Origin of the sequence: Bacteroides sp. f07 (assembly GCF_042854785.1) — a bacterium.
Lineage (GTDB): Bacteria > Bacteroidota > Bacteroidia > Bacteroidales > Bacteroidaceae > Bacteroides.
Genome location: NZ_BAABXI010000003.1, coordinates 462,557 through 488,418, shown reverse-complemented (window position 1 = coordinate 488,418; position 25,862 = coordinate 462,557). Strand labels below are relative to the sequence as shown.

At 43.1% G+C, this 25,862-nt stretch carries 23 protein-coding genes and 5 tRNA genes; 22 read left to right on the top strand and 6 right to left on the bottom strand.

Annotated features, from left to right (window positions below; genetic code table 11):
- Positions 1-207: 207 nt before the first annotated feature.
- A complete protein-coding gene (locus ACGHVY_RS21915) occupies positions 208-3,012 on the bottom strand; it encodes a triple tyrosine motif-containing protein (protein ID WP_390601564.1) in 2,805 nt (934 codons plus the stop codon).
- 202 nt (positions 3,013-3,214) lie between these two features.
- Between ACGHVY_RS21915 and ACGHVY_RS21910 the strand changes: the two genes are divergently transcribed.
- On the top strand, positions 3,215-4,585 hold the full coding sequence (locus tag ACGHVY_RS21910) for an FAD-dependent oxidoreductase (protein ID WP_390601562.1): 1,371 nt from the start codon (positions 3,215-3,217) through the stop codon (positions 4,583-4,585).
- A 107-nt stretch (positions 4,586-4,692) separates the two neighbouring features.
- The gene (locus ACGHVY_RS21905) at positions 4,693-5,568 is read left to right on the top strand and encodes an NADAR family protein (RefSeq protein ID WP_390601560.1); all 876 of its coding nucleotides are present in this window, start codon (positions 4,693-4,695) and stop codon (positions 5,566-5,568) included.
- A 355-nt stretch (positions 5,569-5,923) separates the two neighbouring features.
- Here ACGHVY_RS21905 and ACGHVY_RS21900 read toward each other — a convergent pair whose 3' ends face one another.
- Positions 5,924-6,046 carry a hypothetical protein gene (locus ACGHVY_RS21900; protein WP_390601558.1) on the bottom strand — a complete coding sequence of 41 codons (123 nt, stop codon included), beginning with the start codon at positions 6,044-6,046 and terminating at the stop codon, positions 5,924-5,926.
- A gap of 183 nt (positions 6,047-6,229) precedes the next feature.
- On the opposite strand from ACGHVY_RS21900, the gene ACGHVY_RS21895 reads away from it, so the two are divergent.
- The 4 genes from ACGHVY_RS21895 (at position 6,230) to ACGHVY_RS21880 (ending at position 11,833) form a co-directional block, all read left to right on the top strand.
- Positions 6,230-6,820, top strand: coding sequence for a porin family protein (locus tag ACGHVY_RS21895; protein ID WP_308745954.1), 591 nt, complete (start codon positions 6,230-6,232; stop codon positions 6,818-6,820).
- Between the two features lie 79 nt (positions 6,821-6,899).
- Positions 6,900-9,356 carry a primosomal protein N' gene (gene priA / locus ACGHVY_RS21890; RefSeq protein ID WP_308745955.1) on the top strand — a complete coding sequence of 819 codons (2,457 nt, stop codon included), beginning with the start codon at positions 6,900-6,902 and terminating at the stop codon, positions 9,354-9,356.
- A 59-nt stretch (positions 9,357-9,415) separates the two neighbouring features.
- Positions 9,416-11,212: a glycoside hydrolase domain-containing protein gene (locus ACGHVY_RS21885; RefSeq protein WP_390601555.1), complete on the top strand. Its 1,797-nt coding sequence runs from the start codon at positions 9,416-9,418 to the stop codon at positions 11,210-11,212.
- Positions 11,213-11,362: 150 nt separating this feature from the next.
- Positions 11,363-11,833: a low molecular weight protein-tyrosine-phosphatase gene (locus tag ACGHVY_RS21880; protein ID WP_308745957.1), complete on the top strand. Its 471-nt coding sequence runs from the start codon at positions 11,363-11,365 to the stop codon at positions 11,831-11,833.
- Here the strand turns inward: ACGHVY_RS21880 and ACGHVY_RS21875 are convergent.
- Positions 11,808-13,880: an HD family phosphohydrolase gene (locus tag ACGHVY_RS21875; protein ID WP_390601553.1), complete on the bottom strand. Its 2,073-nt coding sequence runs from the start codon at positions 13,878-13,880 to the stop codon at positions 11,808-11,810. The two genes, ACGHVY_RS21880 and ACGHVY_RS21875, sit on opposite strands and share 26 nt — an antisense overlap.
- Positions 13,881-13,974: 94 nt before the next feature.
- On the opposite strand from ACGHVY_RS21875, the gene gltX reads away from it, so the two are divergent.
- On the top strand, positions 13,975-15,492 hold the full coding sequence (gltX, locus tag ACGHVY_RS21870; protein WP_308745959.1) for a glutamate--tRNA ligase: 1,518 nt from the start codon (positions 13,975-13,977) through the stop codon (positions 15,490-15,492).
- 13 nt (positions 15,493-15,505) lie between these two features.
- Positions 15,506-16,729, top strand: coding sequence for a 3-deoxy-D-manno-octulosonic acid transferase (locus tag ACGHVY_RS21865; protein ID WP_390601551.1), 1,224 nt, complete (start codon positions 15,506-15,508; stop codon positions 16,727-16,729).
- A gap of 253 nt (positions 16,730-16,982) precedes the next feature.
- On the opposite strand, the gene ACGHVY_RS21860 is transcribed toward ACGHVY_RS21865, so the two are convergent.
- The 3 genes from ACGHVY_RS21860 to ACGHVY_RS21850 form a co-directional block, all read right to left on the bottom strand.
- Positions 16,983-17,312 (bottom strand): TlpA family protein disulfide reductase, encoded by a 330-nt coding sequence (locus ACGHVY_RS21860; RefSeq protein WP_390601548.1) that lies wholly within the window; start codon positions 17,310-17,312, stop codon positions 16,983-16,985.
- A 31-nt stretch (positions 17,313-17,343) separates the two neighbouring features.
- The gene (locus tag ACGHVY_RS21855; RefSeq protein WP_390601546.1) at positions 17,344-17,856 is read right to left on the bottom strand and encodes a gamma carbonic anhydrase family protein; all 513 of its coding nucleotides are present in this window, start codon (positions 17,854-17,856) and stop codon (positions 17,344-17,346) included.
- Between the two features lie 148 nt (positions 17,857-18,004).
- Entirely contained in the window at positions 18,005-19,786 is a 1,782-nt protein-coding gene (locus ACGHVY_RS21850) for an aminopeptidase P family protein (protein ID WP_390601544.1), read from the bottom strand.
- Between the two features lie 187 nt (positions 19,787-19,973).
- On the opposite strand from ACGHVY_RS21850, the gene rpsU reads away from it, so the two are divergent.
- The 14 genes from rpsU to rplJ all read left to right on the top strand — a co-directional run bounded on the left by rpsU (position 19,974) and on the right by rplJ (position 25,831).
- Complete coding sequence (gene rpsU / locus ACGHVY_RS21845) at positions 19,974-20,165, top strand: 30S ribosomal protein S21 (RefSeq protein WP_024988277.1); 192 nt, start codon at positions 19,974-19,976, stop codon at positions 20,163-20,165.
- A 73-nt stretch (positions 20,166-20,238) separates the two neighbouring features.
- Positions 20,239-21,120, top strand: a complete 882-nt coding sequence (locus ACGHVY_RS21840; RefSeq protein ID WP_308745964.1) for a tyrosine recombinase XerC — start codon at positions 20,239-20,241, stop codon at positions 21,118-21,120.
- A 16-nt stretch (positions 21,121-21,136) separates the two neighbouring features.
- On the top strand, positions 21,137-21,436 hold the full coding sequence (hpf, locus tag ACGHVY_RS21835) for a ribosome hibernation-promoting factor, HPF/YfiA family (protein ID WP_217931251.1): 300 nt from the start codon (positions 21,137-21,139) through the stop codon (positions 21,434-21,436).
- A gap of 98 nt (positions 21,437-21,534) precedes the next feature.
- Positions 21,535-21,608, top strand: a tRNA-Thr gene (locus tag ACGHVY_RS21830).
- A gap of 78 nt (positions 21,609-21,686) precedes the next feature.
- A tRNA-Tyr gene (locus ACGHVY_RS21825) sits at positions 21,687-21,769 on the top strand.
- A gap of 30 nt (positions 21,770-21,799) precedes the next feature.
- A tRNA-Gly gene (locus tag ACGHVY_RS21820) sits at positions 21,800-21,872 on the top strand.
- 10 nt (positions 21,873-21,882) lie between these two features.
- A tRNA-Thr gene (locus ACGHVY_RS21815) sits at positions 21,883-21,954 on the top strand.
- 49 nt (positions 21,955-22,003) lie between these two features.
- Positions 22,004-23,188, top strand: coding sequence for an elongation factor Tu (gene tuf / locus ACGHVY_RS21810; RefSeq protein WP_044655865.1), 1,185 nt, complete (start codon positions 22,004-22,006; stop codon positions 23,186-23,188).
- A gap of 53 nt (positions 23,189-23,241) precedes the next feature.
- Positions 23,242-23,314 (top strand) — tRNA-Trp (locus ACGHVY_RS21805).
- A 14-nt stretch (positions 23,315-23,328) separates the two neighbouring features.
- Complete coding sequence (gene secE / locus ACGHVY_RS21800; RefSeq protein WP_004296363.1) at positions 23,329-23,520, top strand: preprotein translocase subunit SecE; 192 nt, start codon at positions 23,329-23,331, stop codon at positions 23,518-23,520.
- Between the two features lie 15 nt (positions 23,521-23,535).
- A complete protein-coding gene (gene nusG, locus ACGHVY_RS21795) occupies positions 23,536-24,078 on the top strand; it encodes a transcription termination/antitermination protein NusG (protein ID WP_024988273.1) in 543 nt (180 codons plus the stop codon).
- Positions 24,079-24,139: 61 nt separating this feature from the next.
- The gene (gene rplK, locus ACGHVY_RS21790) at positions 24,140-24,583 is read left to right on the top strand and encodes a 50S ribosomal protein L11 (protein ID WP_008762027.1); all 444 of its coding nucleotides are present in this window, start codon (positions 24,140-24,142) and stop codon (positions 24,581-24,583) included.
- Between the two features lie 15 nt (positions 24,584-24,598).
- The gene (gene rplA, locus ACGHVY_RS21785; RefSeq protein WP_007755659.1) at positions 24,599-25,297 is read left to right on the top strand and encodes a 50S ribosomal protein L1; all 699 of its coding nucleotides are present in this window, start codon (positions 24,599-24,601) and stop codon (positions 25,295-25,297) included.
- A gap of 15 nt (positions 25,298-25,312) precedes the next feature.
- Positions 25,313-25,831 carry a 50S ribosomal protein L10 gene (rplJ, locus tag ACGHVY_RS21780; RefSeq protein ID WP_390601539.1) on the top strand — a complete coding sequence of 173 codons (519 nt, stop codon included), beginning with the start codon at positions 25,313-25,315 and terminating at the stop codon, positions 25,829-25,831.
- The last annotated feature ends 31 nt before the right edge of the window (positions 25,832-25,862 follow it).

The following is a 25,862-nucleotide window of genomic DNA, read 5'->3' as shown; positions in this document are numbered from 1 at the left end:
AACATTAAAATCCTGTCAAAACTTTGTTGGGCTCGTACGCTTCCCGATTCGTCCGTTTTTGACAATGGCAAATGTAGAAAGTCTGGATTTATACTTGCTAAAAACAGGCTCACTACGGATACATCGCTTTGTTTTTTAACATTTAAGCGACCTCATTATTACCTCTCATTCAGTTGTAATATACATTAAATGAGTGAGATAACGAATCTATAACTTCAAGAAGAAATCGTTGAGATTCTCATTAGGCGGGATATTAATTTTCTTTCTCAACCGGTAACGGCTGTTTTCCACTGCACGTACAGAAATATTCATTAGGGCTGCGATAGCTTTTGAATCCAGATTCAACTTCAGGCAGGCACATAATTTCAAATCATTGGCGGTCAGTTGCGGATAAAGTGTTTTTAAATGTTTGAAAAATCCGGTATGTTTTTCTTCAAACTTGATAAGAAACATTTTCCAGTCTTCCTCGGTGTCGAGGTTATTGTTGAAAAGCATATTGATTTTATGGAAGAGCGGTGCGAGCGCTTTGTTGTTATGTGTGCGATAAAACTCTTCTATTTCGTCTTTCATCTGCGTGATAAGCTCGTTGCGCTGGATGACGAAAGAAGTTTGCGAAAGCAGTTCGGCATCCTTCTCTTTGATTTGGTTTTGCAGTTGCTGGTTCATCCGGCTTAATCTTTTCGCTTCGCGAAGGCGGATTTTTATCAGATGCCGGTTCCGGTAACGGCACAGGATGAGTATCCAGACTATCCGCAACACGAGTAATGTGATGATAAAATAGCCCAGGATTGCCCAAATTGTCTGGTACCAGGGAGAAAGAACAGTGAAAGTATATTCCAGTGTAGGAGAGCAGTTCCCCAAATTATCTATCGAACGTAATAAAAAGGTATAAGTTCCTTTGGGGAGACGTTCATAGGTCACTTTGTTGATTCTTTCCGGCTCCGACCATTCGCTGATTCCTTCCAGTTTATATTGGAAAGATACATTGTGCGCCAGTACGTCATCCGTTGCGAATCTGATTTCTATCGTATTATTGGTAAATGGAATCTTGATAGCTTCATGTTCACTTCCTTTATGAAGCACTTTTCCCGTCTTTGATAAAGCGGAAAAGGATTTAATATAAGGAGTAGACAGCGAAATGACATCTTGTTGCTGATTGTTGGGGCAGAGCAAGAAACCGTTGTCCAGACAGATGAGGCTGGTTGAATCCGTGAGGGCGATAATCCGCTCGAAATGATTGACCATGGACATACCGTTATAGTTGATGTCTATTTTATCTTCTATATGATTTTGTGAACCGTCATGGGCAATGCGGTAGATTACATTATCCCCCATTACATAAAAATGGTTTTTATCTATGTCGGATACATTTTTTATTTCCGTCAGGTTGCTCAGGCAATGTTTCAACGGTTCGTACAGTTCTACTTTGCCGCCTATGTCATTGTAGGTGTAAAAGGAATTTCTGCCCAGCATGACAACTCTTCCGCCGATTTTGAAAAGGTGGAGCTTGTAGGGCAGTTCCCGGTCTTCGCCGTAGTATTCCGAGGTTTTTATTTTCGTCATGTCCTCGGAAAGCTGGCAGCGGTAAACTCCTTTGTTCATGTGCTCCAACCATACATTGCCGAGATGGTCTATCTGGATATTGACGATAGGCTGGCGAATGTTGTCAAGAATGATTCGCTGTGTACGTGTATCTACGATTTTCAGGGATGCGTATGTGCCTAACAGGAGATAATGTTCTTTGGCAAGAATGGTAAACACTCCCCCTTGTGCATTGATGGGAGTAGTCACTTTCAGTTGCTCGTCAATCACTTTTAACCCGCTGTTGGAACCGCAATATAACTTTCCGTCTATAATCTTCAAATCCCAGATTTGCTCTTTAATGTTCTCTATCGTTTGCAAGTCGCCGGGCAATGCGTTGATATTGTTCAGATCGCTTTGATTGATATAGAAGAGTCCCTGGTTGGTGCCGATGAATAGTTTGTCGGCAAAAAGTGCGGCTGCATATACAGCGCCGGTCTTGCCCGTGGGATCGGTGTAGCAACTGAGTTCGGGAAGTATCTGGATACAGGTAATCCCGTTGTCGAGCGCCAGCCAGGTGTTATGATACTTGTCTTCGTGAAGAAACAGGGTTGTATTGTTTTGCATGTAGGCATCAGAGTTGATATGTTTGATAATCTTCCCTTGTTTGTCTATCATATATACTCCGTTGAGAATCGTGCCGAGCAGGTAGTAGCCGTTCTCCTTTTGAATAGCACAATTGATGTTTGAATTAATCCATTCCGGTGCGTCACTCAGTAATCTGAACGTATCTCCATCATATATGAATAAGCCGCTGTTCGAAGTGACTACCATCCATTGGTTTTCCGCATAGGGAAGCACGGCTTTCACTTCTTTGCCCAGGAATAGTTCGCTGTGTGGGATAAGGGTGAAACGATCGTCTTTCAGGCGGAGCAGACCCTTGTGTGTTTCCTGCACCCACAACTCGTTACCGACGCGCATCAGGAAATGAAAATTCTTCTGTTTCGTTATTTTCTCCGTTTTTCCTGTCGGCAGATGGTGGCGGAAGATACCGCTGAATGATTGAAAATAGATGGATTCCCCTTGCGGCAGGATTCTCCATATGTCATCATTCTGCCAACTGTCCGCCGGCAGTTCTTTGCTGAGTGAAGTATAAGTCAGTTCCCCGTCGGGCTGCCGGCTCCATTTGCCGAACTCTTCGTAGCCGCCGGTATAGACCTCGTTGTTTGAAACAGCATATACAGAACGCACCACTTCTGCTTTGGGGAGCTTGTTCAATTTCCATTCGATACCGTCAAATTCGAGCAGTCCGATGTCATTGCCAAAATAGAGTATTCCATGCTCGTCTTCACTGATAGACCAGTTTTTGTTGGCTGCGCCATATTGTGTTTTGCCGAAGTTGATGATTAACGGATTGTTGATTCCGGCAAATCCTAAGCTGAACCAGAGCAGGCAGATGATAAAACAAAGTGATTTTTGCAGAAAGAACATAGTAGTACGTTTTTTTGAGTGCTGATGCAAAGATAGAAAATCTTTTTTTTATTAATAGCTTTAATGTTATGATGTTGTGGGAATAATTGCTAACTTATCCGGCAAAATCGTTATTGTCCGTTACCTCGAAAGAAGCGACCTTTGCAATATGAAATGAAACAAACTGAATAAGCTGATTTTAAACTTATAAAAAGATAGGAATATGAATGCATTTGATGTTATAATCATTGGTTTCGGCAAAGGCGGGAAGACCCTTGCGGCAGAGTTTGCAAAACGCGGACAGAAGGTAGCTGTTATCGAACGTTCTGACAAAATGTATGGTGGCACATGTATTAATATAGGATGTATCCCGACAAAGACGTTAGTACATCAGGCTAAAATAGCTTGGGGTAGGAAAGAGGCCGCCTTTGAGGAGAAAAGTGATTTTTACCGGCAGGCGATTGCCGTGAAAGAAACTGTAACCGGCGCATTGAGAAACAAGAATTACCATAACTTGGCGGACAATCCCAATGTGACTGTTTATACAGGTACAGGCTCGTTTGTTTCTTCCGATACGGTCGCAGTCCGCACAGCTACGGACGAAATCCTGCTGACATCCAAACAAATCATTATCAATACAGGAGCGGAAACGGTCATTCCACCTATTGACGGAGTGGCGGGCAATCCTTTTGTCTATACCAGTACTTCAATCATGGAATTGACAGACCTTCCCCGCCGCTTGGTCATTGTCGGCGGCGGTTATATCGGGTTGGAATTTGCGTCCATGTATGCTTCGTTCGGCTCGCAAGTGACAGTGCTCGAAAACTATCCCGAACTGATTGCCCGTGAAGACCGTGATATTGCGGCAAGCGTAAAAGAAACATTGGAGAAGAAAGGCATTGTTTTCCGGATGAACGCAAAGGTACAGTCGGTGAAGCATACTGAAGACAAGGCAATCGTTGCCTTCACGGATGCGCAGACTAACGAGGTGTTCGAACTTGAAGCCGAAGCGGTATTGCTGGCAACAGGTCGCAGACCTAACACGGCAGGTCTTAATCTGCAAGCAGCCGGAGTAGAAGTGGATGCGCGTGGTGCTATTATTGTCGATGAATATCTGAAAACAACCAATCCCAATATACGTGCCGTAGGTGATGTGAAAGGTGGTTTGCAGTTCACTTATATCTCATTGGATGATTACCGGATTGTCCGTGAAGACTTATTCGGAGATAAGGAACGGAAGACAAGTGACCGTAATCCCGTCAGTTATTCTGTATTTATCGACCCGCCATTGGCGCGTATCGGACTGAATGAAGAGGAAGCCCGCAAACAGAACTTGGATATTATTGTGAAGAAGCTGCCCGTTATGGCTATACCGAGAGCGAAAACATTAGGAGAAACAGACGGTCTGCTGAAAGCTGTCATTGATAAGAACACGGGAAAAATATTAGGCTGTATGCTTTTTGCAACCGATTCCAGCGAAGTTATCAATACGGTTGCCATTGCCATGAAGACAGGGCAGGATTATACTTTCCTGCGCGACTTCATCTTTACTCATCCCAGCATGAGTGAGGCGTTGAATGATTTATTCTCATAATAGTCACTTTTAGAAAAGAAAAGCGGTACTTTTATGCCGATATAGATTATCGTACTATTTGAATAACTGCAAATAGGAGAATTGTTTAATACAACAACTATGAATATATGAAGACAGACCATTTTACAATAGACAATCCGTTACCGCCATTGTGGCTGGTATATCCTGAAATATCTCAGTATAGTATAGGGTGGCGAATGGGATATGGTGAGGATTACAGATGGTTATTTAATGATTGGTTTGCTGGATTGTCCCAGGAAGAACAATCGAAGTATCGTGAGATGTTTCCTGCCCCTTACTCATGGCGGGGATATTATGAAGATACGTTTGATGAGAAAGATATTTATTCTCTGGAAGGTATCTACTTTCGGCAACCGGACGGAGTTCCCGAGTTTTCATTGGAGCAACTCAGGGCGGAAGTTGCGAATGGGAAAGAGTTTGATTATCTCTTCTTTTGGGGACATCATAAGAAGGCGGAAATTAGTAAATCCTGTTTGAGCCAATGGTGGCAGACGTCTTTTCGGATAGATATTAATGAATATTGCTGTATGGAGCAGTATATGATGGCTGAAAAAGCACGTCTTTTTGAAGATGGGGATACAAGAAAACTGATATTAGATGAAATAGACTCCAAAATGATAAAGGCATTGGGACGAAAGGTAGAGGGATTCGAGCAGAGTGTATGGGATAAATACAAATATTCAATCGTTCTCAATGGAAATTATGCTAAGTTTATCCAAAATCAGGACCAGCTTGACTTTTTACTGGGTACTGGCGATAAGGTTCTGGTCGAAGCTAGTCCATACGATACTATATGGGGAATTGGTATGCAGGAAACTGATCCTCAGGTACATAATCCATTCTTATGGAAAGGCGAGAATCTGTTAGGTTTCGCTTTGATGGAAGTGAGAAATGAGTTGAGGCGGGTATTGCAGTCATGGTACTTGATTGATTGGGAGCAAGTGGAAGACATAATTGATTAAAATAAAGTATCTGCAACCTTATTTTCTCGTTCGTTTATAGTTAGGCGGCTAATTGTATGCCGTTAGCTAAACCGGAAAAACATACGGTCTAATTACTTGTTTCCTACTTTGAAACTCCAGTTTCCTCGGTTGAAACTTTAGTTCCATTGCAGGAAACTTTAGTTTCTACGGCTAGACACTTTGGTTTCTAACGCTTGAAACTTTGGTTCCCAACGCTTGAAACTCTAGTTTCAAAGGCTTGAAACTAAATGTTTCTCGGTATGAAACACTTCGTTTCAAAGCATGAAACACTTGGTTTCACTACATGAAACAGAAATTGCCCTTAGTTGCTGATTTCGTTTACCGTAGACTTACTTTAAATAAGGCGGTGATAGGTGATAGATGTGGTGATAGGTTGCAAACAACCTATCACCGCTCTGAAAGTGCGATGAATAAGGGAATTGGAGAGGAGGGTGACAGGTTGAAAGAGGATTTTCATTTTTTTATATGAGAGAGTAGTCAGAAAACTTCTTTATCATAATCATATGCTTTCAGCTCATTATAAGGGTGCGGGGGCAGGATTGGGTGAACAACAGCTACTTTGAGCGAACAAAAAACCGATAATTTGTGTTTATTTATTCTAATTATATATCTTTGTCCCGAATTATAAACACGTAAATTTATGAAAAAGATTTTTGGTGCTTTAATGATTGCTGTATGTATTGGTATGGCAATGCCTGCTCAGGCTCAAATACATTTTGGTGTAAAGGGAGGTTTGAACTTGTCAAAAGCAAGTTTCTCTAATGTGAGCGAAAATTTTAAGAAGGATAACTTTACCGGTTTCTTTATCGGACCGATGGCTGAGTTTAATATTCCAATCATAGGATTGGGGGTGGATGCTTCTCTGCTTTTTGCCCAAAGAGGTATAAAGGTATCTGAAGGAAATGATGAATATACTGTTAAGCAAAACGGTCTTGATATTCCGGTAAACTTGAAGTATAACATCGGGTTGGGAAGTCTGTTGGGACTTTATATTGCTGCCGGACCTGATTTTTATTTCGATTTTGCGGGAAATAAAACGATTGAAGGCGTAAAAACCGACAAGAAGAAAGCTGAAGTCGGCATTAACGTCGGCGCAGGTGTGAAATTGCTCAATCATTTGCAGGTTGGTGCCAATTATAACATCCCGTTGGGGGACACTGCCAAACTTGAAGGAATAGACGGTTCATACAAAACCAAGACCTGGCAAGTATCCGTTGCTTATATCTTTTGACGAAACATTTACTTTAACATAGTAGAACTGGAGGCTTTCGACTGTCGGAAGCCTCTTTTTTTATATCTTTGTGCCTGCAATGAAAAGATATGTAGATGTCATATTACCACTTCCGCTTCCGAAGAGCTTTACTTACTCTTTGCCGGACGAGTATGCGGAAGAAGTGAAGATAGGCTGCCGCGTGGTGGTTCCTTTTGGGCGAAAGAAGTTCTATACAGCTATTGTCCGTAACGTTCATTATTGTGCTCCAACGGAATATGAAGTGAAAGACATATCGACATTACTGGATGCTTCTCCTATTTTATTGCCGAATCAGTTCAAATTCTGGGAATGGATAGCCGATTACTACCTCTGTACGCAAGGCGATGTATATAAAGCGGCATTGCCTTCGGGACTGAAACTTGAAAGTGAAACGATTGTAGAATATAATCCTGACTTCGTAGCGGACGCGCCATTGCCGGAACGTGAACAGCGCATTTTGGATTTGCTGGCTGTCGATTCGCAGCAATGCGTCACCAAACTGGAGAAGGATAGCGGTGTCAAGAATATCCTCACGGCCATAAAATCCTTGCTCGATAAAGAAGCGATTTTCGTAAAGGAAGAGTTGCGACGCACTTATAAACCCAAGACAGAAGCACGGGTACGCCTTGCCGGAACAGCCGACGAGAAGCGGCTTCATATTTTGTTTGATATACTCTCTCGTGCTCCGAAGCAACTGGCGCTTCTCATGAAATATGTAGAGTGTTCGGGCATTTTGGGAGACGGTGCTCCGAAAGAAATCTCCAAGAAAGAGTTGCTGCAACGGGCTAATGTGGCTCCTGCCGTATTGAACGGTTTGGTGGACAAGAAGATTTTCGAGATTTATTATCATGAAATCGGTCGGTTGGATAAACAGGAGAAAGAGGTTGTCGAAGTGAATGCTCTGAATGAGTTTCAACAGCAGGCATATGATGAGATAGTACAATCTTTCCGGGAGAAAAATGTCTGCCTGCTTCATGGAGTAACGTCCAGCGGCAAGACGGAAGTATATATTCATTTGATAGAACAAGCTATCCGTCAAGGCAAACAAGTATTATACTTATTGCCGGAGATTGCGCTGACTACTCAGATAACGGAACGCTTGCAGCGTGTCTTCGGTTCACGTCTGGGTATTTACCATTCCAAATTTCCCGATGCCGAACGGGTTGAGATATGGCGGAAACAACTCGGGGAGAATGGATACGATATTATTTTAGGTGTCCGTTCATCCGTATTTCTGCCTTTCCGGAATCTGGGATTGGTGATTGTGGACGAAGAGCACGAAAATACTTATAAACAACAAGACCCGGCACCCCGTTACCACGCCCGTAGTGCGGCGATTGTGTTGGCAGCCATGTATGGAGCCAAAACATTGTTGGGAACAGCTACACCGTCCATCGAGTCATGGCAGAATGCGATGGATGGAAAATACGGTTTTGTACAACTGAAAGAACGATATAAAGAGATACAACTGCCGGAGATTATTCCGGTCGATATAAAAGAATTGCATCGAAAGAAGCGGATGGTCGGCCAGTTCTCACCACTTCTGATACAATATATGAAAGAAGCTCTGGAACAGAAGGAACAAGTGATTCTTTTTCAGAACCGCCGTGGTTTTGCTCCGATGATAGAATGTCGTACCTGCGGTTGGGTGCCGAAGTGTAAGAACTGTGATGTAAGTCTTACCTATCATAAAGGAATCAATCAACTGACCTGCCATTATTGCGGCTATACCTACCAGCTTCCGAAGGCTTGTCCCGCCTGTGAAGGGACGGAACTGGTAAACCGCGGTTTTGGTACGGAAAAGATTGAGGATGATATTAAAGTCCTTTTCCCGGAAGCTGCCGTGGCGCGGATGGACTTGGATACTACCCGTACCCGTTCCGCCTACGAGAAGATTATCGCGGACTTCGAACAAGGAAAGACCGACATACTTATCGGAACGCAAATGGTATCCAAAGGACTGGACTTCGACCATGTAAGCGTCGTTGGAATACTGAATGCGGATACCATGCTGAATTATCCCGATTTCCGTTCTTATGAACGCGCTTTCCAACTGATGGCGCAGGTAGCGGGACGTGCCGGACGTAAGAACAAGCGGGGACGAGTAGTACTGCAAACCAAAAGTATCGAGCATCCGATTATTCATCAGGTCATCGCTAATGATTATGAGGACATGGTGGGCGGACAACTGGCGGAACGTCAGATGTTTCATTACCCGCCTTATTACCGTCTGGTATATGTCTACCTTAAAAATCATAATGAAGCCTTGCTCGACCAGATGGCAGCAGTGATGGCAAACAAGCTGCGAGCCGTATTCGGCAGCCGTGTGCTGGGTCCGGATAAACCGCCGGTTGCCCGTATCCAAACGCTGTTTATTAAGAAGATAGTGGTGAAGATTGAACAGAATGCGCCGATGGGACGTGCGCGGGAACTATTGTTGCGCATCCAGCGTGAGATGATTGAGGACGAACATTATAAATCTTTGATTATCTATTATGATGTAGACCCTATGTGATGAAAGAATTTATTCCCCCTTATTAATAACCTTATATTAATTTAATTAACTAACTAACCATGAAACGACTTACTATTATTTCTTTAGCCAGTCTATTTAGTATGAGTTCTCTGCTTGCCCAGCAAGGAGTTACTCAGTGTGGAACCCCGACAGGACAACCGAAATTTCCTTTGGGAACTTATCAGGAATTGCCTGATCCTACAGTACCTTCCGAGAAGGAATGGGCGGCAGTCACAACGACGCAAGTCTCTTGGGGTACAACAGATACTCGTTATGCGAAGCATCAACTTCCCTCGTTGAGGACTCAAAAGAGTATTTCCCTGAAAGGATGGCGCGGTGAACGTGTGAATGCGCAAGCTGTTGTATGGACAGGAACGGAACTGAAAGACCTGAACTTCAGCTTCTCCGATTTTAAGGATAAAAAAGGAAATACTCTTTCGAAAGATGCGTTGACTGCCGGCTTTGTACGTTATGTGATGACAGATGAACTGAACAAAGATGGGAGAGGGGCATGCGGTCACCGCAAATCTGTGGATTACGATTCGTTGCTGGTAGCCGATCCGATTGACTCGAATCTAAAGTCAATGGCATTGCCTGCCCGTACCGTTCAACCTATCTGGGTACAATGTTGGATTCCACAATCTGCTGCTCCCGGAACTTATAAAGGTGAGTTATTGGTCAATGACGGCTCGAATTTGTTACAACGCCTGAATCTTGAAATAAATGTTTCTTCCCGAGAACTTCCCCAGCCCTCGGAATGGGCTTTCCACTTGGATTTGTGGCAGAGTCCGTATGCCGTAGCCCGTTATTATCAGGTTCCTCTGTGGAGCCGGGAACATCTCGAAGCTATGCGTCCTTTGATGAAAATGCTGGCAAATGCCGGACAGAAGATTATCACGGCTACTTTGATGCATAAGCCCTGGAACGGTCAGACGGAAGATTACTTCGATACAATGGTGACCTGGATGAAGCGTGCCGACGGTACATGGGCTTTTGACTATACCATCTTCGACCGTTGGGTAGAGTTTATGATGAGTGTAGGCATTGACAAGCAGATTAACTGTTACTCAATGGTGCCTTGGGAATTGTCTTTCCAATATTACGACCAGGCTACGAACTCCCTGAAGTCGGTGAAAACAGCACCGGGCGAACAGGCTTATGAGGAAATGTGGGTGGCAATGCTTACTTCTTTCTCCAAACATCTGAAAGAAAAAGGCTGGTTCGATATTTGCACTATTGCAATGGATGAACGTCCGATGGACGTGATGCAGAAAACATTGAAAGTGATTCGCAAGGCTGACCCGGATTTTAAGGTTTCGTTGGCAGGAAATTATCATGCGGAGATTGAACCGGATTTATATGATTATTGCATTGTAATCGGTCAGAACTACCCCGAAGATGTACGTATCCGCCGTAAAGCCGAAAACAAGCGCACTACCTATTATACTTGTTGCACGGAAGCGCATCCTAATACGTTTACTTTCTCTGATCCAGCCGAAGCTGCCTGGATGAGTTTCTATTCTTCAAAGAAACATCTGGACGGTTATCTGCGTTGGGCATACAACAGTTGGCCGTTGGAACCACTGCTCGATTCACGTTTCCGTACGTGGGCGGCCGGAGATACATATTTGGTTTATCCCGGAGCACGTAGCTGTATCCGTTTCGAGCGTTTGATAGAAGGAGTACAGGCGCATGAGAAAATAAATATTCTCCGTCAGGAATTTGAGAAGAAAGGAAATAAAGCCGGATTAAAGAAGATAGAGAAAATGCTTGCTCCGTTCAATCTGGGAGATATGCCGGAGATTCCGGCAGCAGTCACCGTGAACCGGGCGAATCAGATATTGAACTCATTCTAAGAATGAGAAGCTTATTTACGATTGGACGATTTACGGTTGATATTCTTTTATAATCTGAAAAATATGTGTGCATGGCTAATGGCTATTGCGTAATACTAACTTCAATTGTGTATTGTAAATCGTCTAACCGTAAATAAAACAGGTTTTAATATGAAGAAAATATTATTTGTTTGTTTAGGAAATATCTGCCGTAGCTCTACAGCAGAGGGTGTAATGCTTCACTTGATAAAAGAAGCGGGGCTGGAAAAAGAATTTGTAATAGATTCCGCCGGAATCCTGTCTTACCATCAGGGTGAACTGCCGGATAGCCGGATGCGTGCTCACGCAGCACGGCGTGGTTATGAACTGGTGCATCGTTCGCGCCCTGTCCGTACGGAAGATTTTTATAATTTTGATTTAATCATCGGTATGGACGACCGGAATATAGATGACTTGAAAGACAAAGCTCCTTCTCCCGAAGAGTGGAAGAAGATTCATCGTATGACGGAATATTGTTTTCATATTCCTGCTGATCATGTCCCCGACCCCTACTATGGAGGAGCCGAGGGATTTGAATATGTGCTTGATGTACTTGAAGATGCCTGTGCCGGCTTGCTTACTTCTTTAACTCAGGATAGCTGATCCGGGTATGATAAGCAATCTTTAATTTCTCCTTGAATACAGCTTTCACTGTTGCAATGTCCTTGAAAGTGATGGGACATTCTTTGAAATAACCTTCAGTAACCTGGGAGTCGATAATCTTGTCGACCAGGTTGCTGATACTTTCTTCTGTATATTCCGGCAGACTGCGCGAGGCGGCTTCCACTGCATCCGCCATCATCAGGATGGCCTGCTCTTTGGTGGACGGATTAGGGCCGGGATAGGTAAACAACTCTTCATTGGGCTCTTCGTCCGGATGCTCATTCTTCCATGAAATATAGAAATATTTGGTCTTTCCCCGTCCGTGATGGGTACTGATAAAGTCCTTGACGGCTTTGGGCAGATTATGCTTGTCGGCCAACTTTAGCCCGTCCGTGACATGATTGATGACAACCTGTGCACTTTGTTCGTAACCCAGGTTCTTGTGCGGATTGATTCCCCCCGACTGATTCTCTGTAAAGAAAGCCGGATTCTCCATCTTCCCTATGTCGTGATATAGAGCTCCTGTACGCACCAACTGGCTTTTTGCCCCAATGCGGATAGCTGCCTCTGCTGCCAGATTGGCCACCTGCATGGAGTGTTGGAACGTTCCGGGCACAGTCTCGGACATCTGTCTCAACAAATCATTATTTATATTTGAAAGTTCTACCAAAGTCACATTGGAGGTAAATCCGAACGTCTTCTCAAGTAAGAATAGTAACGGATAAGCGAATAGCAATAAGATTCCATTAATAAAGAAATAGGTGTACATCCGTATATTCAATTTCGAAAGGTCATTCGAAAGTCCGTTCTCCGTCATTAGCTCGAAAGCAAAATAAACAGCGGCATAAGTCAGTATGACCAGCAATGCCGTGCGGAAAAGCTGTGATCTCTGCGAAAGTTCCCTTAAACTGAATATCGCTACCATGCCGGCTGCCAGTTGGGTAAGAATAAACTCATGTGGAAAGCGCAGTGATATGGAGCAGATCAATATCGTAATGACATGTGTAAGAAACGCTGTCCTTGAATCAAGGAACACGCGTATAATAATAGGTAGCATCGCATAAGGGATGATATACACGTTAAATACATTATGCGTCACCATAAAGGCCGTGACAATGCTATAAAATACAATCAATGTGAATAGTAATGACAAACTCCCTTTTCGCTGGTAATAATCTTTCCTGAACAGGTCAAGATAAAGCATGAAGCAGAGCATCAGCATACCGACGAACAGAATCTGTCCGCCAATAATCAGGCGGCTCTGTCCCATAGATTCATTGCGCTTGATGGACTCTTTGCGCAGCGATTCTAGTATGTTGTAAGTTTCTGGACTGATGATTTCCCCCCGGTCGATAATCTTTTGTCCGCTGACTACCAGTCCTTTTGCCCAGGAATAGCTGTTTAGCATCTCTTCTTTGGCTGTCTGGGTTCTCTGCTCGTCAAAGGTGAGGTTGGGAGTAATGTACTCATTCAGCGAACATTGTCTGAGAATCTCCCGGTTGAAGTGGATGGAATCTGCTGAAAGCAGGTATTCATATGCTTTTTTCACGGTGTAAATATCGTCTGTCGGGTGCGAATTGGCAAGTTTGTCGTCAATAACCATGATAGACGAAGTACTGTCTTTCTGCAACTGTTGGATATTCTCCGTAGATACAATGCCTGCCTGGTAGATTTCTTTTAGAGTGCGTTCAATGTAGCGCAGGTAATCTATGGAAGGAAGAATTCCTTTCAGGTTCGTGTGGTAGTTCTCTTTCAGTTTGGCTATTGCATCCTTTTCAATTTTCTTGTCAAGCTCATAATAAGGCTGAAAAAGAGACATCAGACTGTCCTGCTCTTTCTTCACCACCGCGTCGTCTTTATAAATAGGAAAGTCGAAAGTAGCTATCAGTTGTCCGTATTTCCAGGGCTTGTTCATGTCAAACTGGTAGTTGAACTTGCCGTCACGCGGCAGGAAATAGACAATCAATGCCACAGTGCTCACAAACAGCAGTGATTTATATAGTAAATCTCTCCGTGAAAAACTCTTTTTCTTATTCAAATGTTCCATATCCACCTAAATTTTTGCGAAAAGTACAAAAAAAAACAATAGTGTGGAAAAAAAGGTTTAATTTTGCCGCGATTTACCTATACTAACCCAAATTATGGCAGAAAGAAAAGTAAGAGTTCGTTTTGCTCCGAGTCCTACTGGAGCATTGCACATCGGTGGTGTGCGTACAGCTTTGTATAATTATCTATTTGCACGTCAACATGACGGAGACCTGATATTTCGTATTGAGGATACTGACTCTAACCGGTTCGTTCCGGGAGCGGAAGAGTATATACTCGAATCTTTCAAGTGGTTGGGTATCCACTTTGATGAGGGAGTGAGCTTCGGTGGTGAGCATGGCCCGTACCGTCAGTCTGAACGCCGCGAAATCTACAAGAAATATGTGCAGGTTTTGCTGGAAAATGGAAAGGCATACATCGCTTTTGATACTCCGGAGGAACTGGATGCTAAGCGTGCGGAAATTGCTAACTTCCAATATGACGCATCTACCCGTGGCATGATGCGCAATTCATTGACTATGCCGAAGGAAGAAGTGGACGCGCTGATTGCTGAAGGCAAACAATATGTGGTCCGTTTCAAAATTGAACCGAACGAGGATGTGCATGTGAACGACCTGATTCGCGGTGAGGTGATTATCAATTCATCTATCCTTGATGATAAGGTACTATATAAATCGGCTGATGAACTGCCTACTTACCACTTGGCTAATATCGTAGACGACCATTTGATGGAAGTGTCTCACGTGATTCGTGGTGAAGAGTGGTTGCCTTCCGCACCTTTGCATGTACTGTTGTATCGTGCTTTCGGCTGGGAGGATACGATGCCTGAGTTTGCCCACCTGCCTCTGTTGTTGAAACCGGAAGGTAATGGAAAACTGAGCAAGCGTGACGGTGACCGGCTGGGATTCCCGGTATTCCCATTGGAATGGCACGACCCGAAATCAGGTGAAGTTTCTTCAGGTTATCGTGAATCCGGCTATCTGCCCGAAGCGGTAATCAATTTCCTTGCTTTGCTGGGATGGAATCCGGGTAACGACCAGGAAGTGATGTCGATGGACGAGCTGATAAAGTTGTTCGACCTGCGCCGTTGCAGCAAGTCGGGTGCTAAATTCGACTATAAGAAAGGTATATGGTTCAACCATCAATATATCCAGCAGAAACCGAACGAGGAAATAGCTGAACTGTTCCTGCCTGTATTGAAGGAGCACGGTGTGGAAGTTCCTTTTGAAAAGGTGGTGACTGTAGTCGGTATGATGAAAGACCGTGTTAGTTTCGTTAAGGAATTGTGGGATGTATGTAGCTTCTTCTTTGTGGCTCCTGCCGCATATGATGAAAAGACAGTGAAGAAACGCTGGAAAGAAGACTCAGCGAAGTGCATGACTGAATTGGCGGATGTAATTGCCGGTATCGAGGACTTCAGTATCGAAGGACAGGAAAAAGTCGTGATGGACTGGATTGCTGAAAAAGGCTATCATACAGGTAATATCATGAACGCTTTCCGTCTGACTTTAGTAGGTGAAGGAAAAGGCCCACATATGTTCGATATTTCATGGGTATTGGGTAAAGAGGAGACGATAGCTCGTATGAAACGGGCGGTAGAGGTTCTGAAGTAATCGACATAGTGCTATGCTTTACAACCTGGCAATAGTCATTTATGACTTTATCGTCCATTTGGCTGCTCCGTTTAGCCGCAAGCCCCGGAAGATGATGAAGGGGCATTGGGTGGTGTATGAACTTCTGCGCCAGCAGGTGGAGAAAGGGGAGCGGTATATCTGGTTCCATGCTGCCTCATTGGGTGAATTTGAACAGGGGCGTCCTTTGATTGAAATGATTCGGGCGAAGTATCCTGACTATAAGATATTGCTGACATTCTTTTCTCCTTCGGGTTATGAAGTGCGTAAGCACTACCGGGGAGCGGACATCGTTTGCTATCTGCCGTTTGACAAACCGAGGAATGTGAAAAAGTTCCTTGATATTGCGAATCCTTGTATGGCGTTCTTTATCAAGTATGAATTTTGGAAGAACTATTTGGATGAACTTCACAAACGCCGTATTCCGGTGTATAGTGTATCGTCTATCTTCCGTCGCGAACAGATATTCTTTAAGTGGTACGGTGGCACTTATCGCAGTGTCCTGAAAGATTTCGATCATTTGTTTGTGCAGAGCGAGGCTTCAAAACGGTATTTGTCGAAGATTGGTATCAATCGTGTGACGGTAGTGGGAGATACCCGTTTCGACCGGGTATTGCAGATTCGTGAAGAGGCTAAAGACCTTCCGCTGGTGGAAAAGTTCAAAGGTGACAATGCCTTTACTTTTGTTGCCGGAAGCTCTTGGGGACCGGATGAAGACTTGTTCCTAGAATACTTCAACAATCATCCGGAAATGAAGTTGATTATTGCCCCGCATGTGATAGATGAGAATCATCTGGTGGAAATAATCAGCAAGCTGAAACGTCCGTATGTACGCTATACCCGTGCCGATGAGAAGAATGTACTGAAAGCTGACTGCTTGATTATAGACTGCTTCGGACTGCTTTCTTCTATTTATCGGTATGGGGAGATTGCTTATATCGGTGGTGGCTTTGGGGTAGGCATCCACAACACGTTGGAAGCTGCCGTATATGGTATCCCTGTAATTTTCGGACCGAAGTATCAGAAATTTATGGAAGCTGTACAGTTGCTCGAAGCAAAAGGCGCTTACTCCATTAAGGATTACGATGAACTGAAAAGTTTATTGGACCGTTTCCGTACGGATGAAGTGTTCTTGCGTGAAACCGGAACGAATGCCGGTTATTATGTGACTAGCAATGCCGGAGCGACGGAGAAGATTATGCATATGATAAATTTCTAAATATAGACCGCCTTTCATGAGGCATTGGTAATCGAATTTATCTCCATGAGGTTGTGTCGAGAGTTAATAGTGATTTGACGCACAAACCTCATGGAGTTTTTTGTCATATCTTGCTGTTATCCTGCTATCTATTGATTTCGTGCTTTAATATTTCTTCCAGTTCTTTTCGTGTCACGTGAATGAACCGTTTTACTATCTTTCCCTGCTTGTCTATCACCGGATACATCGGTAATCCTGACATTTGAAAATGTTTCTAGAGATAGCCCCATTGTTTTTCGTTTAGCCAGTAGTGTTCGCCGGAAATGTCTTGTATGAGTATCTTCCAAGTCTTTTCTATTGGACTAGGGCCGGTAAGGTAGACGAACGTTACCTCTTCACCCAGTTCCTTTTTGACTGGTTCATATTCTTTAATCATCTTTCGACAACCGCCGCACCAGGTAGCCCAAAAATCGATAAATTGTACTTTCCCTTTGTGGCGGGCAATGAGGGAATCTCGCAACTCCTCTTCCGCTACTTCAGGTGCTTTGCAGATATTGGGTTCTTGGGTGATTGTTTTCCGGCGGGGCTGCATCTGCCGGTTCATGTCCTGGATAATTCCCAGGAAAATTACTCCTCTATTTATACCACTGCGAATACATCAGATAATTGTGTGCAATCTTTTGATTCAGCTCTTTGGCTTGCTCAGGATCTACTTTCTTTATAAATTTGGCAGGTACTCCGCCCCAAATACTTCCAGGCTCGATTACTGTGTTACTTAGGACCAAGGAACCGGCGGCAACAATTGCCCCTTCGCCAACTACAGCATGGTCTAGTAGGGTCGACCCCATTCCAACCAAAGCATAATCTTTGATAGTTGCTCCGTGAATGGTAACGTTATGTCCCACGGAAACATGGTCACCGATTTCGATAATTGATTTCTGATATAATGTATGTAGCACGCTCCCGTCCTGTATGTTTACTCCGTTTCCTATTCGTATGGAGTTGACGTCACCGCGCAATACGGTATTAAACCAGATACTGCAATCATTTCCTATTTTTACATCTCCTATGATAGTTGCATTATCTGCGAGGAAGCAGTTCTCTCCGATTTCGGGAGTGAATCCCCGTACTGATTTGATTAAAGCCATAAACTATTTGTTTCTAATAAAGTTTTTTATTTAATACAATTGAATGTTGCCTGACACCCGGGTGTCAGGACGTCTGAGACCCGGGTCTTGGATAGCCTGAGATCCGGGTGTCGGGTATGCTGACATCCGGGTGTCAGGCAAGGTCTGTTTAAATGGAAGCAGTCGCCTCTTGTAGCCAGACTTTTTCTTCTTCGCAAAGATTCGGAGATAGTTTCTCGTAGACAGTCTGATGGTAACTGTTCAGCCATCCGATTTCTTCATTTGTCAGCATCTCCTTGATTATCCCTTTCTTACAGATTGGGCATAGGGTAATTGTTTCAAACTTGAGATAATCTCCGAACATACCTTCTTTATCTTTACAAACTAGCGTCAGGTTTTCTGTGCGTATTCCGTGGCTTCCGGCTTTATAAACTCCCGGTTCGTTAGAAGTAACCATGCCCGGTTGTAATACAACGGGGTTTTCGTTCATGCGGATACTTTGCGGGCCTTCGTGTACGCTGAGGAAATGACCGACTCCATGCCCTGTGCCATGAAGGAAGTTCATTCCGTGATTCCAAATTGGCATACGGGCCAATACATCGAGTTGAGCGCCTCGAGTGCCGGCGGGGAACTTTGCCATCGCTAGCGCAATATGCCCCTTTAATATTAAGGTATAATCTGTTTTCTCTTCCTCGGTAAGCTCTCCTAACGCAATAGTTCGGGTGATGTCGGTGGTACCGTCCAAATATTGGGCTCCCGAATCTAATAGTAGAAATCCTTTTGGCTGGAGTGTTACATCACTTTCCGGTGTTGCCGAATAATGTACGATTGCTCCGTGCTCTCTGTATCCTGCGATAGTGTCGAAACTTTCCCCCATATAAAGAGGTTGGGCAGCTCTGAACTCATGTAGTTTTTTGTCTACACTTAATTCCGTTTCTTTACCGGAAGGGACTGTTTCTTCCAACCATTTGAGGAACTTCACGAGTGCCACGCCGTCCCGTTGCATGGCAGCATGGATACCGGCTATTTCTTGTTCATTACGAATCGCTTTTAATAATGCCACAGGAGACTCTCCACGAACAATCAAACACTTAGGATTGATGGCGGAATAAATTGCGAAATTTGTTTTCTTGGGGTCGATGAGGATGTTCTTGCCGGTAAAACTGTTTAGAAAGCTTTCTACTTTGTCATAATCGTGCAGGTTTACGTGCTGTTCTTTTAAGTAAGACTCCACCTCTCGCGTGACTTTTTGGGGCGAAATAAAATAAGTCACTTCATCCTGAGTGATTAGTAAATAGCTGATTACAACCGGATTGCAATGTACGTCACTTCCCCGCAGGTTGAGTGTCCATGCTATTTCGTCCAAAGCGGATAAGAATAAAGCATAAACTCCTTTTTTCTTCAACTCTGCACGGATAGTGGAAATCTTTTCTTTACAACTTTTTCCTGCATAGTTAATATCGTAGATGAAAGCCGGGGAATCGGGAATGGAAGGACGGTCTTTCCATATACTTTGTAATGGATCGCCAAATATATCGAGCCGTAACTGATGTGCTGCAAGTTCTCCTTTCATCTGCTCTACTTGTTGTACGGAGAACATTTTTCCGTCTATGCTGACAGATTCGCCGGGTTTTAAGTTCTGGCAGAGAAATTCTGTGATACTTGGGGTTTCCGGCAACATCTCTTTATATAAGGTAATACCACTGCCTTCCAGCTCTTTCTCTGCTTGCAGAAAATAACGGGAGTCTGTCCATAGTCCGGCTTTATCCATTAATACGGCGACGGTTCCTGCAGAACCGGTAAATCCGGAAATCCATTCGCGGGACATCCAGTGGGGGGCTACATATTCGCTCAGGTGCGGATCGGTGCTGGGGATGATAAACGCCTTGATATAGTTGGGTTTGAATGTCATGCGCAGCGCGTGCAATCTCTCTTTTATGCTCTGTTTCATACTTTATTATATTATTTTAGGTACATAAGTGACTCAAAGGTACTAACTTTCTACGTTTAATGGCTTGTTTATGAATAGTTTTTGAGAAATATTTGCCGAAAGTTTTGTGAATAAAGAAAGTATGTGTAATTTTGCCGCGCAATTTGACTGCGGAATTTTTTAATCATAACATATTAATAGTAACAAAATGATTGTAGTACCTGTAAAAGAAGGCGAAAACATTGAAAAAGCGCTGAAGAAGTTTAAAAGAAAATTTGAGAAAACTGGCATCGTGAAAGAATTGAGAAGCAGACAGCAGTTTGACAAACCGTCTGTAACTAACAGACTTAAGAGAGAACGTGCCGTTTACGTACAGAAACTTCAGCAAGTAGAAGATTAATAATTCGTAATTTCCTTTGAATTATTGAATTCTTTTCATACATTCGTTGCACGATTTTAGATGTAGCGATATTATGTTGATAGAAGCTTTTCTTGATTATCTCCGGTACGAGCGGAATTACTCGGAAAAAACCGTTCTTGCGTACGGTGAAGATATAAAGCAACTACGGGAGTTCGCTCAAGAAGAGTATGGAAAATTTGATCCGCTAGAGGTAGAGGCTGAACTGATTCGTGAATGGATTGTTTCATTAATGGATAGAGGATATACCTCCACTTCTGTAAATCGTAAGCTAAGTTCGCTCCGGACGTTTTATAAGTATCTTTTAAAACAGGGTGAAACGACTGTGGATCCTTTATGTAGAATAAAAGGACCTAAGAACAAAAAGCCGTTGCCTGTGTTTTTGAAAGAAAGCGAAATGGATCGGTTGTTGGATGATACGGATTTTGGCGAAGGGTTTAAAGGCTGTCGGGATCGGTTGATTATCGAGGTGTTTTATGCTACCGGCATGAGACTTTCGGAATTGATAGGTCTGGATGATAAGGATGTGGATTTTTCGGCTTCTCTTCTGAAAGTGACCGGGAAAAGAAACAAGCAGCGATTGATACCGTTTGGTGAAGAACTGCGGGATTTGATGCTCGGGTATATCGACATAAGAAACGAAACGATTCCGGTGAGGTCGGATGCTTTTTTTGTAAGAGAAAACGGTGAACGGCTTTATAAGAATCTAGTCTATAATTTAGTGAAACGGAACCTGTCAAAGGTGGCGACGCTGAAAAAAAAGAGCCCTCACGTGTTGAGGCATACTTTTGCTACCACAATGCTGAATAATGAAGCGGAGTTGGGTGCGGTAAAAGAACTTTTGGGACATGAGAGTATAACAACTACCGAGGTCTATATGCACGCTACATTTGAAGAACTTAAAAAAGTGTATAAACAAGCTCATCCAAGAGCTTAAAAACAAGGAGGTAAGTATGGATATTAGAATTCAATCAATTCACTTTGATGCGTCAGAGCAATTGCAGGCATTTATTCAAAAGAAAGTGTCTAAGTTGGAAAAATATTACGAAGATATAAAGAAAGTAGAGGTGTCATTAAAGGTAGTTAAACCGGAAGTTGCTGAAAATAAAGAAGCGGGTATTAAGATTCTTATTCCAAATGGAGAGTTTTATGCAAGCAAGGTGTGTGATACATTTGAAGAAGCAATTGATTTGGATGTGGAAGCATTAGGCAAACAGTTGGTTAAATACAAGGAAAAACAACGTAACAAATAAAAAAAGCGCAAATATTTTGCGGAAAAGAAATAAATGACTAAATTTGCAGCCGTTTCGCTCGCATTGGAACGTGACGGTTGCATTTTTTAAGCAAGAATGCCTCTTTAGCTCAGTTGGCCAGAGCACGTGATTTGTAATCTCGGGGTCGTTGGTTCGAATCCGACAAGAGGCTCAAAAGAAGAAGAACAAAGATAGAACATCGATTCTTGTCATATTGTTTGATTTTGGTTCTTTTATTTAATGAATTCAAGGGCAAATACCAGAGTGGCCAAATGGGGCAGACTGTAAATCTGCTGTCTTTCGACTTCGGTGGTTCGAATCCATCTTTGCCCACAAAATCAGAGTGACAACTTTGGCGAGAATGCGGAAGTAGCTCAGTTGATAGAGCATTAGCCTTCCAAGCTGAGGGTCGCGGGTTTGAGCCCCGTCTTCCGCTCTTTTTTCTTGCTGTTATAGCTCAGCGGTAGAGCACTTCCTTGGTAAGGAAGAGGTCCCGGGTTCAAGTCCCGGTAACAGCTCATAAGATGTAAATGCTGATTATTAATCAAATAAATAACAAGTAAAGCTATGGCTAAAGAGAAATTTGAACGTACCAAACCGCACGTAAACATTGGTACAATCGGTCACGTAGACCACGGTAAGACAACGTTGACAGCTGCTATCACTACTGTGTTGGCAAAAAAAGGTCTTTCTGAGTTGCGTTCTTTTGATTCTATCGACAACGCTCCTGAAGAAAAAGAAAGAGGTATTACTATCAATACTTCACACGTTGAGTACGAAACAGCTAACCGTCACTACGCACACGTTGACTGTCCGGGACACGCCGACTACGTAAAGAACATGGTAACTGGTGCTGCTCAGATGGACGGTGCTATCATCGTTTGTGCTGCAACTGATGGTCCGATGCCTCAGACTCGCGAACATATCCTGTTGGCTCGTCAGGTAAACGTACCTCGTTTGGTTGTATTCTTGAACAAGTGCGATATGGTAGACGATGCTGAAATGTTGGAACTTGTTGAAATGGAAATGAGAGAGCTTCTTTCATTCTATGATTTCGACGGTGACAATACTCCTATCATCCAAGGTTCTGCTCTTGGCGCATTGAACGGCGTTGAAAAGTGGGAAGATAAAGTTATGGAATTGATGGATGCTGTTGATAACTGGATTCCGCTGCCTCCGCGTGATGTTGATAAACCTTTCTTGATGCCGGTTGAAGATGTATTCTCTATCACAGGTCGTGGTACTGTTGCAACAGGTCGTATCGAAACTGGTGTTATCCACGTAGGTGACGAAGTTGAAATCCTTGGTTTGGGTGAAGATAAGAAATCAGTTGTAACTGGTGTTGAAATGTTCCGTAAATTGTTGGATCAAGGTGAAGCTGGTGACAACGTAGGTCTGTTGCTTCGTGGTATCGACAAGAACGAAATCAAACGTGGTATGGTTCTTTGTAAACCAGGTCAGATTAAACCGCACTCTAAATTCAAAGCTGAGGTTTATATCTTGAAGAAAGAAGAAGGTGGTCGTCACACTCCGTTCCACAACAAATACCGTCCTCAGTTCTACTTGCGTACTATGGACTGTACAGGTGAAATCACTTTGCCGGAAGGAACTGAAATGGTAATGCCGGGTGATAACGTAACTATCACAGTTGAGTTGATTTACCCAGTAGCATTGAATCCGGGTCTTCGTTTCGCTATCCGCGAAGGTGGACGTACGGTAGGTGCTGGTCAGATTACTGAAATTCTTGACTAATACACAATAATTAATCAGTTCCCGGTTTCTCATCGGGAACTGATTATGTACACACGGGAGTAGCTCAGTTGGTAGAGCACCGGTCTCCAAAACCGGGTGTCGGGAGTTCGAGCCTCTCCTCCCGTGCTAATATTATTGAAATGAAAAAGGTAATAGCTTATATTAAAGAATCTTACGACGAACTTGTTCATAAAGTATCGTGGCCTACGTATTCTGAACTTGCTAACAGTGCAGTAGTTGTTTTATATGCTTCCCTGCTTATTGCATTGGTAGTATGGGGTATGGATGTCTGTTTCCAGAACTTCATGGAAAAAATCGTTTATCCACATTAAAATTAGGAATAAAAAATGGCTGAGATTGAGAAGAAATGGTACGTTTTGCGTGCTATTAGCGGAAAAGAAGCTAAGGTAAAGGAATATCTTGAGGCTGACATTAAAAACAGCGACCTTGGTGAATATGTATCTCAGGTATTGATTCCTACTGAAAAGGTTTACCAGGTTCGCAACGGTAAAAAAATTGTGAAGGAAAGAAGTTATCTTCCTGGTTACGTTTTGGTGGAGGCTGCTTTAGTTGGTGAGGTTTCTCATCACTTGCGCAATACTCCGAATGTGATAGGCTTTCTTGGTGGCTCCGAAAAACCGGTGCCCCTCAGGCAATCAGAAGTGAATCGTATACTTGGTACAGTTGACGAACTGCAGGAAACGGGTGAAGAACTCAGCATTCCGTACGTGGTTGGTGAAACTGTAAAAGTTACTTTTGGCCCTTTCAGCGGATTCAGTGGTATCATTGAAGAAGTGAATAGTGAAAAAAAGAAACTAAAGGTCATGGTGAAGATATTCGGGCGCAAAACGCCGCTTGAATTGGGCTTTATGCAAGTGGAAAAAGAATAACACGGAATTGTTACGCTGTTGTTGTTCTTCGTTTAATGTTTATATATAAATCAATAAAAAAATGGCTAAAGAAGTTGCTGGACTAATCAAATTACAGATTAAAGGAGGCGCTGCAAATCCATCACCCCCAGTTGGACCTGCTCTAGGTTCTAAGGGTATCAATATCATGGAATTTTGCAAGCAATTCAATGCCAGAACCCAAGACAAGGCAGGTAAGATTTTGCCTGTTATCATTACTTACTACGCAGATAAGTCTTTCGATTTTGTAATCAAGACTCCTCCCGTTGCTATTCAATTACTTGAAGTAGCTAAGGTAAAGAGTGGTTCTGCTGAGCCTAACCGTAAGAAAGTTGCCGAGCTTACTTGGGAACAGATTCGTACGATTGCTCAGGACAAAATGGTGGACTTGAACTGTTTTACTGTGGACGCTGCCATGAGAATGGTTGCAGGTACAGCTAGAAGTATGGGTATCGCTGTAAAAGGGGAGTTCCCGGTTAATAACTAATAAACTTCAATTGTAATGGGTAAACTGACAAAAAATCAAAAGTTAGCTGCAGAAAAGATTGAAGCAGGGAAAGCATACTCACTGAAAGAAGCTGCATCTTTGGTAAAAGAAATCACTTTTTCCAAGTTTGATGCTTCACTGGATATTGATGTACGTTTAGGTGTTGATCCACGTAAAGCTAACCAGATGGTGAGAGGTGTTGTTTCACTTCCTCATGGTACTGGCAAACAAGTACGTGTATTGGTACTTTGTACACCGGATGCTGAAGCTGCTGCAAAAGAAGCTGGTGCTGACTATGTTGGTCTTGACGAATATATTGAAAAGATCAAAGGTGGATGGACTGATATTGATGTGATCATCACTATGCCATCTATCATGGGTAAAATTGGTGCACTCGGTCGTGTACTCGGTCCTCGTGGATTGATGCCGAACCCGAAGAGTGGTACTGTAACTATGGATGTTGCTAAGGCTGTAAAAGAAGTAAAACAAGGTAAGATTGACTTTAAAGTTGACAAGAGCGGTATCGTTCATACTTCTATCGGTAAGGTATCATTCAGTCCTGATCAGATTCGCGACAATGCGAAAGAGTTCATCTCTACTCTGAACAAACTGAAACCGACCGCAGCAAAGGGTACGTATATTAAGAGTATTTATCTTTCTAGTACAATGAGTGCGGGTATCAAAATCGACCCGAAATCAGTGGATGAAATCTAATAAAACAGAGAAATAATGAGAAAGGAAGATAAAAGTACGATTATAGAGCAAATTGCTGCTACAGTAAAGGAATATGGTCACTTCTATTTGGTAGATGTTACAGCTATGAACGCTGCTGCTACCAGCGCATTGAGAAGGGATTGTTTTAAATCAGACATCAAATTGATGGTGGTTAAAAACACATTGCTTCACAAAGCACTTGAAAGCCTGGAAGATGACTTCTCACCTCTTTACGGTTCTTTGAAAGGTACTACTGCTGTTATGTTTAGCAATGTTGCTAACGTTCCTGCAAAACTGATTAAGGACAAAGCGAAAGACGGTATTCCCGGACTGAAAGCCGCATATGCAGAAGAAAGCTTCTACATTGGTGCAGATCAATTGGATGCTCTCGTTGCAATCAAGAGTAAGAATGAGGTTATCGCTGATGTTATTGCCCTGTTGCAATCTCCGGCCAAGAATGTTATTTCTGCTCTTCAATCAGGTGGTAACACCCTTCATGGAGTACTCAAAACCCTTGGTGAGAGACCCGAATAATTTTCAAAAAACAACAAAGTATTTAAACAAT

What these genes read in the sequence shown, in the direction of transcription:
- ACGHVY_RS21915 (WP_390601564.1), bottom strand. Translation starts at nt 3,012, where the DNA reads ATGTTCTTTCTGCAAAAATCACTTTGTTTTATCATCTGCCTGCTCTGG.
- ACGHVY_RS21910 (WP_390601562.1), top strand. Translation starts at nt 3,215, where the DNA reads ATGAATGCATTTGATGTTATAATCATTGGTTTCGGCAAAGGCGGGAAG.
- ACGHVY_RS21905 (WP_390601560.1), top strand. Translation starts at nt 4,693, where the DNA reads ATGAAGACAGACCATTTTACAATAGACAATCCGTTACCGCCATTGTGG.
- ACGHVY_RS21900 (WP_390601558.1), bottom strand. Translation starts at nt 6,046, where the DNA reads ATGAAAATCCTCTTTCAACCTGTCACCCTCCTCTCCAATTCCCTTATT.
- ACGHVY_RS21895 (WP_308745954.1), top strand. Translation starts at nt 6,230, where the DNA reads ATGAAAAAGATTTTTGGTGCTTTAATGATTGCTGTATGTATTGGTATG.
- priA (WP_308745955.1), top strand. Translation starts at nt 6,900, where the DNA reads ATGAAAAGATATGTAGATGTCATATTACCACTTCCGCTTCCGAAGAGC.
- ACGHVY_RS21885 (WP_390601555.1), top strand. Translation starts at nt 9,416, where the DNA reads ATGAAACGACTTACTATTATTTCTTTAGCCAGTCTATTTAGTATGAGT.
- ACGHVY_RS21880 (WP_308745957.1), top strand. Translation starts at nt 11,363, where the DNA reads ATGAAGAAAATATTATTTGTTTGTTTAGGAAATATCTGCCGTAGCTCT.
- ACGHVY_RS21875 (WP_390601553.1), bottom strand. Translation starts at nt 13,880, where the DNA reads ATGGAACATTTGAATAAGAAAAAGAGTTTTTCACGGAGAGATTTACTA.
- gltX (WP_308745959.1), top strand. Translation starts at nt 13,975, where the DNA reads ATGGCAGAAAGAAAAGTAAGAGTTCGTTTTGCTCCGAGTCCTACTGGA.
- ACGHVY_RS21865 (WP_390601551.1), top strand. Translation starts at nt 15,506, where the DNA reads ATGCTTTACAACCTGGCAATAGTCATTTATGACTTTATCGTCCATTTG.
- ACGHVY_RS21860 (WP_390601548.1), bottom strand. Translation starts at nt 17,312, where the DNA reads ATGAACCGGCAGATGCAGCCCCGCCGGAAAACAATCACCCAAGAACCC.
- ACGHVY_RS21855 (WP_390601546.1), bottom strand. Translation starts at nt 17,856, where the DNA reads ATGGCTTTAATCAAATCAGTACGGGGATTCACTCCCGAAATCGGAGAG.
- ACGHVY_RS21850 (WP_390601544.1), bottom strand. Translation starts at nt 19,786, where the DNA reads ATGAAACAGAGCATAAAAGAGAGATTGCACGCGCTGCGCATGACATTC.
- rpsU (WP_024988277.1), top strand. Translation starts at nt 19,974, where the DNA reads ATGATTGTAGTACCTGTAAAAGAAGGCGAAAACATTGAAAAAGCGCTG.
- ACGHVY_RS21840 (WP_308745964.1), top strand. Translation starts at nt 20,239, where the DNA reads ATGTTGATAGAAGCTTTTCTTGATTATCTCCGGTACGAGCGGAATTAC.
- hpf (WP_217931251.1), top strand. Translation starts at nt 21,137, where the DNA reads ATGGATATTAGAATTCAATCAATTCACTTTGATGCGTCAGAGCAATTG.
- tuf (WP_044655865.1), top strand. Translation starts at nt 22,004, where the DNA reads ATGGCTAAAGAGAAATTTGAACGTACCAAACCGCACGTAAACATTGGT.
- secE (WP_004296363.1), top strand. Translation starts at nt 23,329, where the DNA reads ATGAAAAAGGTAATAGCTTATATTAAAGAATCTTACGACGAACTTGTT.
- nusG (WP_024988273.1), top strand. Translation starts at nt 23,536, where the DNA reads ATGGCTGAGATTGAGAAGAAATGGTACGTTTTGCGTGCTATTAGCGGA.
- rplK (WP_008762027.1), top strand. Translation starts at nt 24,140, where the DNA reads ATGGCTAAAGAAGTTGCTGGACTAATCAAATTACAGATTAAAGGAGGC.
- rplA (WP_007755659.1), top strand. Translation starts at nt 24,599, where the DNA reads ATGGGTAAACTGACAAAAAATCAAAAGTTAGCTGCAGAAAAGATTGAA.
- rplJ (WP_390601539.1), top strand. Translation starts at nt 25,313, where the DNA reads ATGAGAAAGGAAGATAAAAGTACGATTATAGAGCAAATTGCTGCTACA.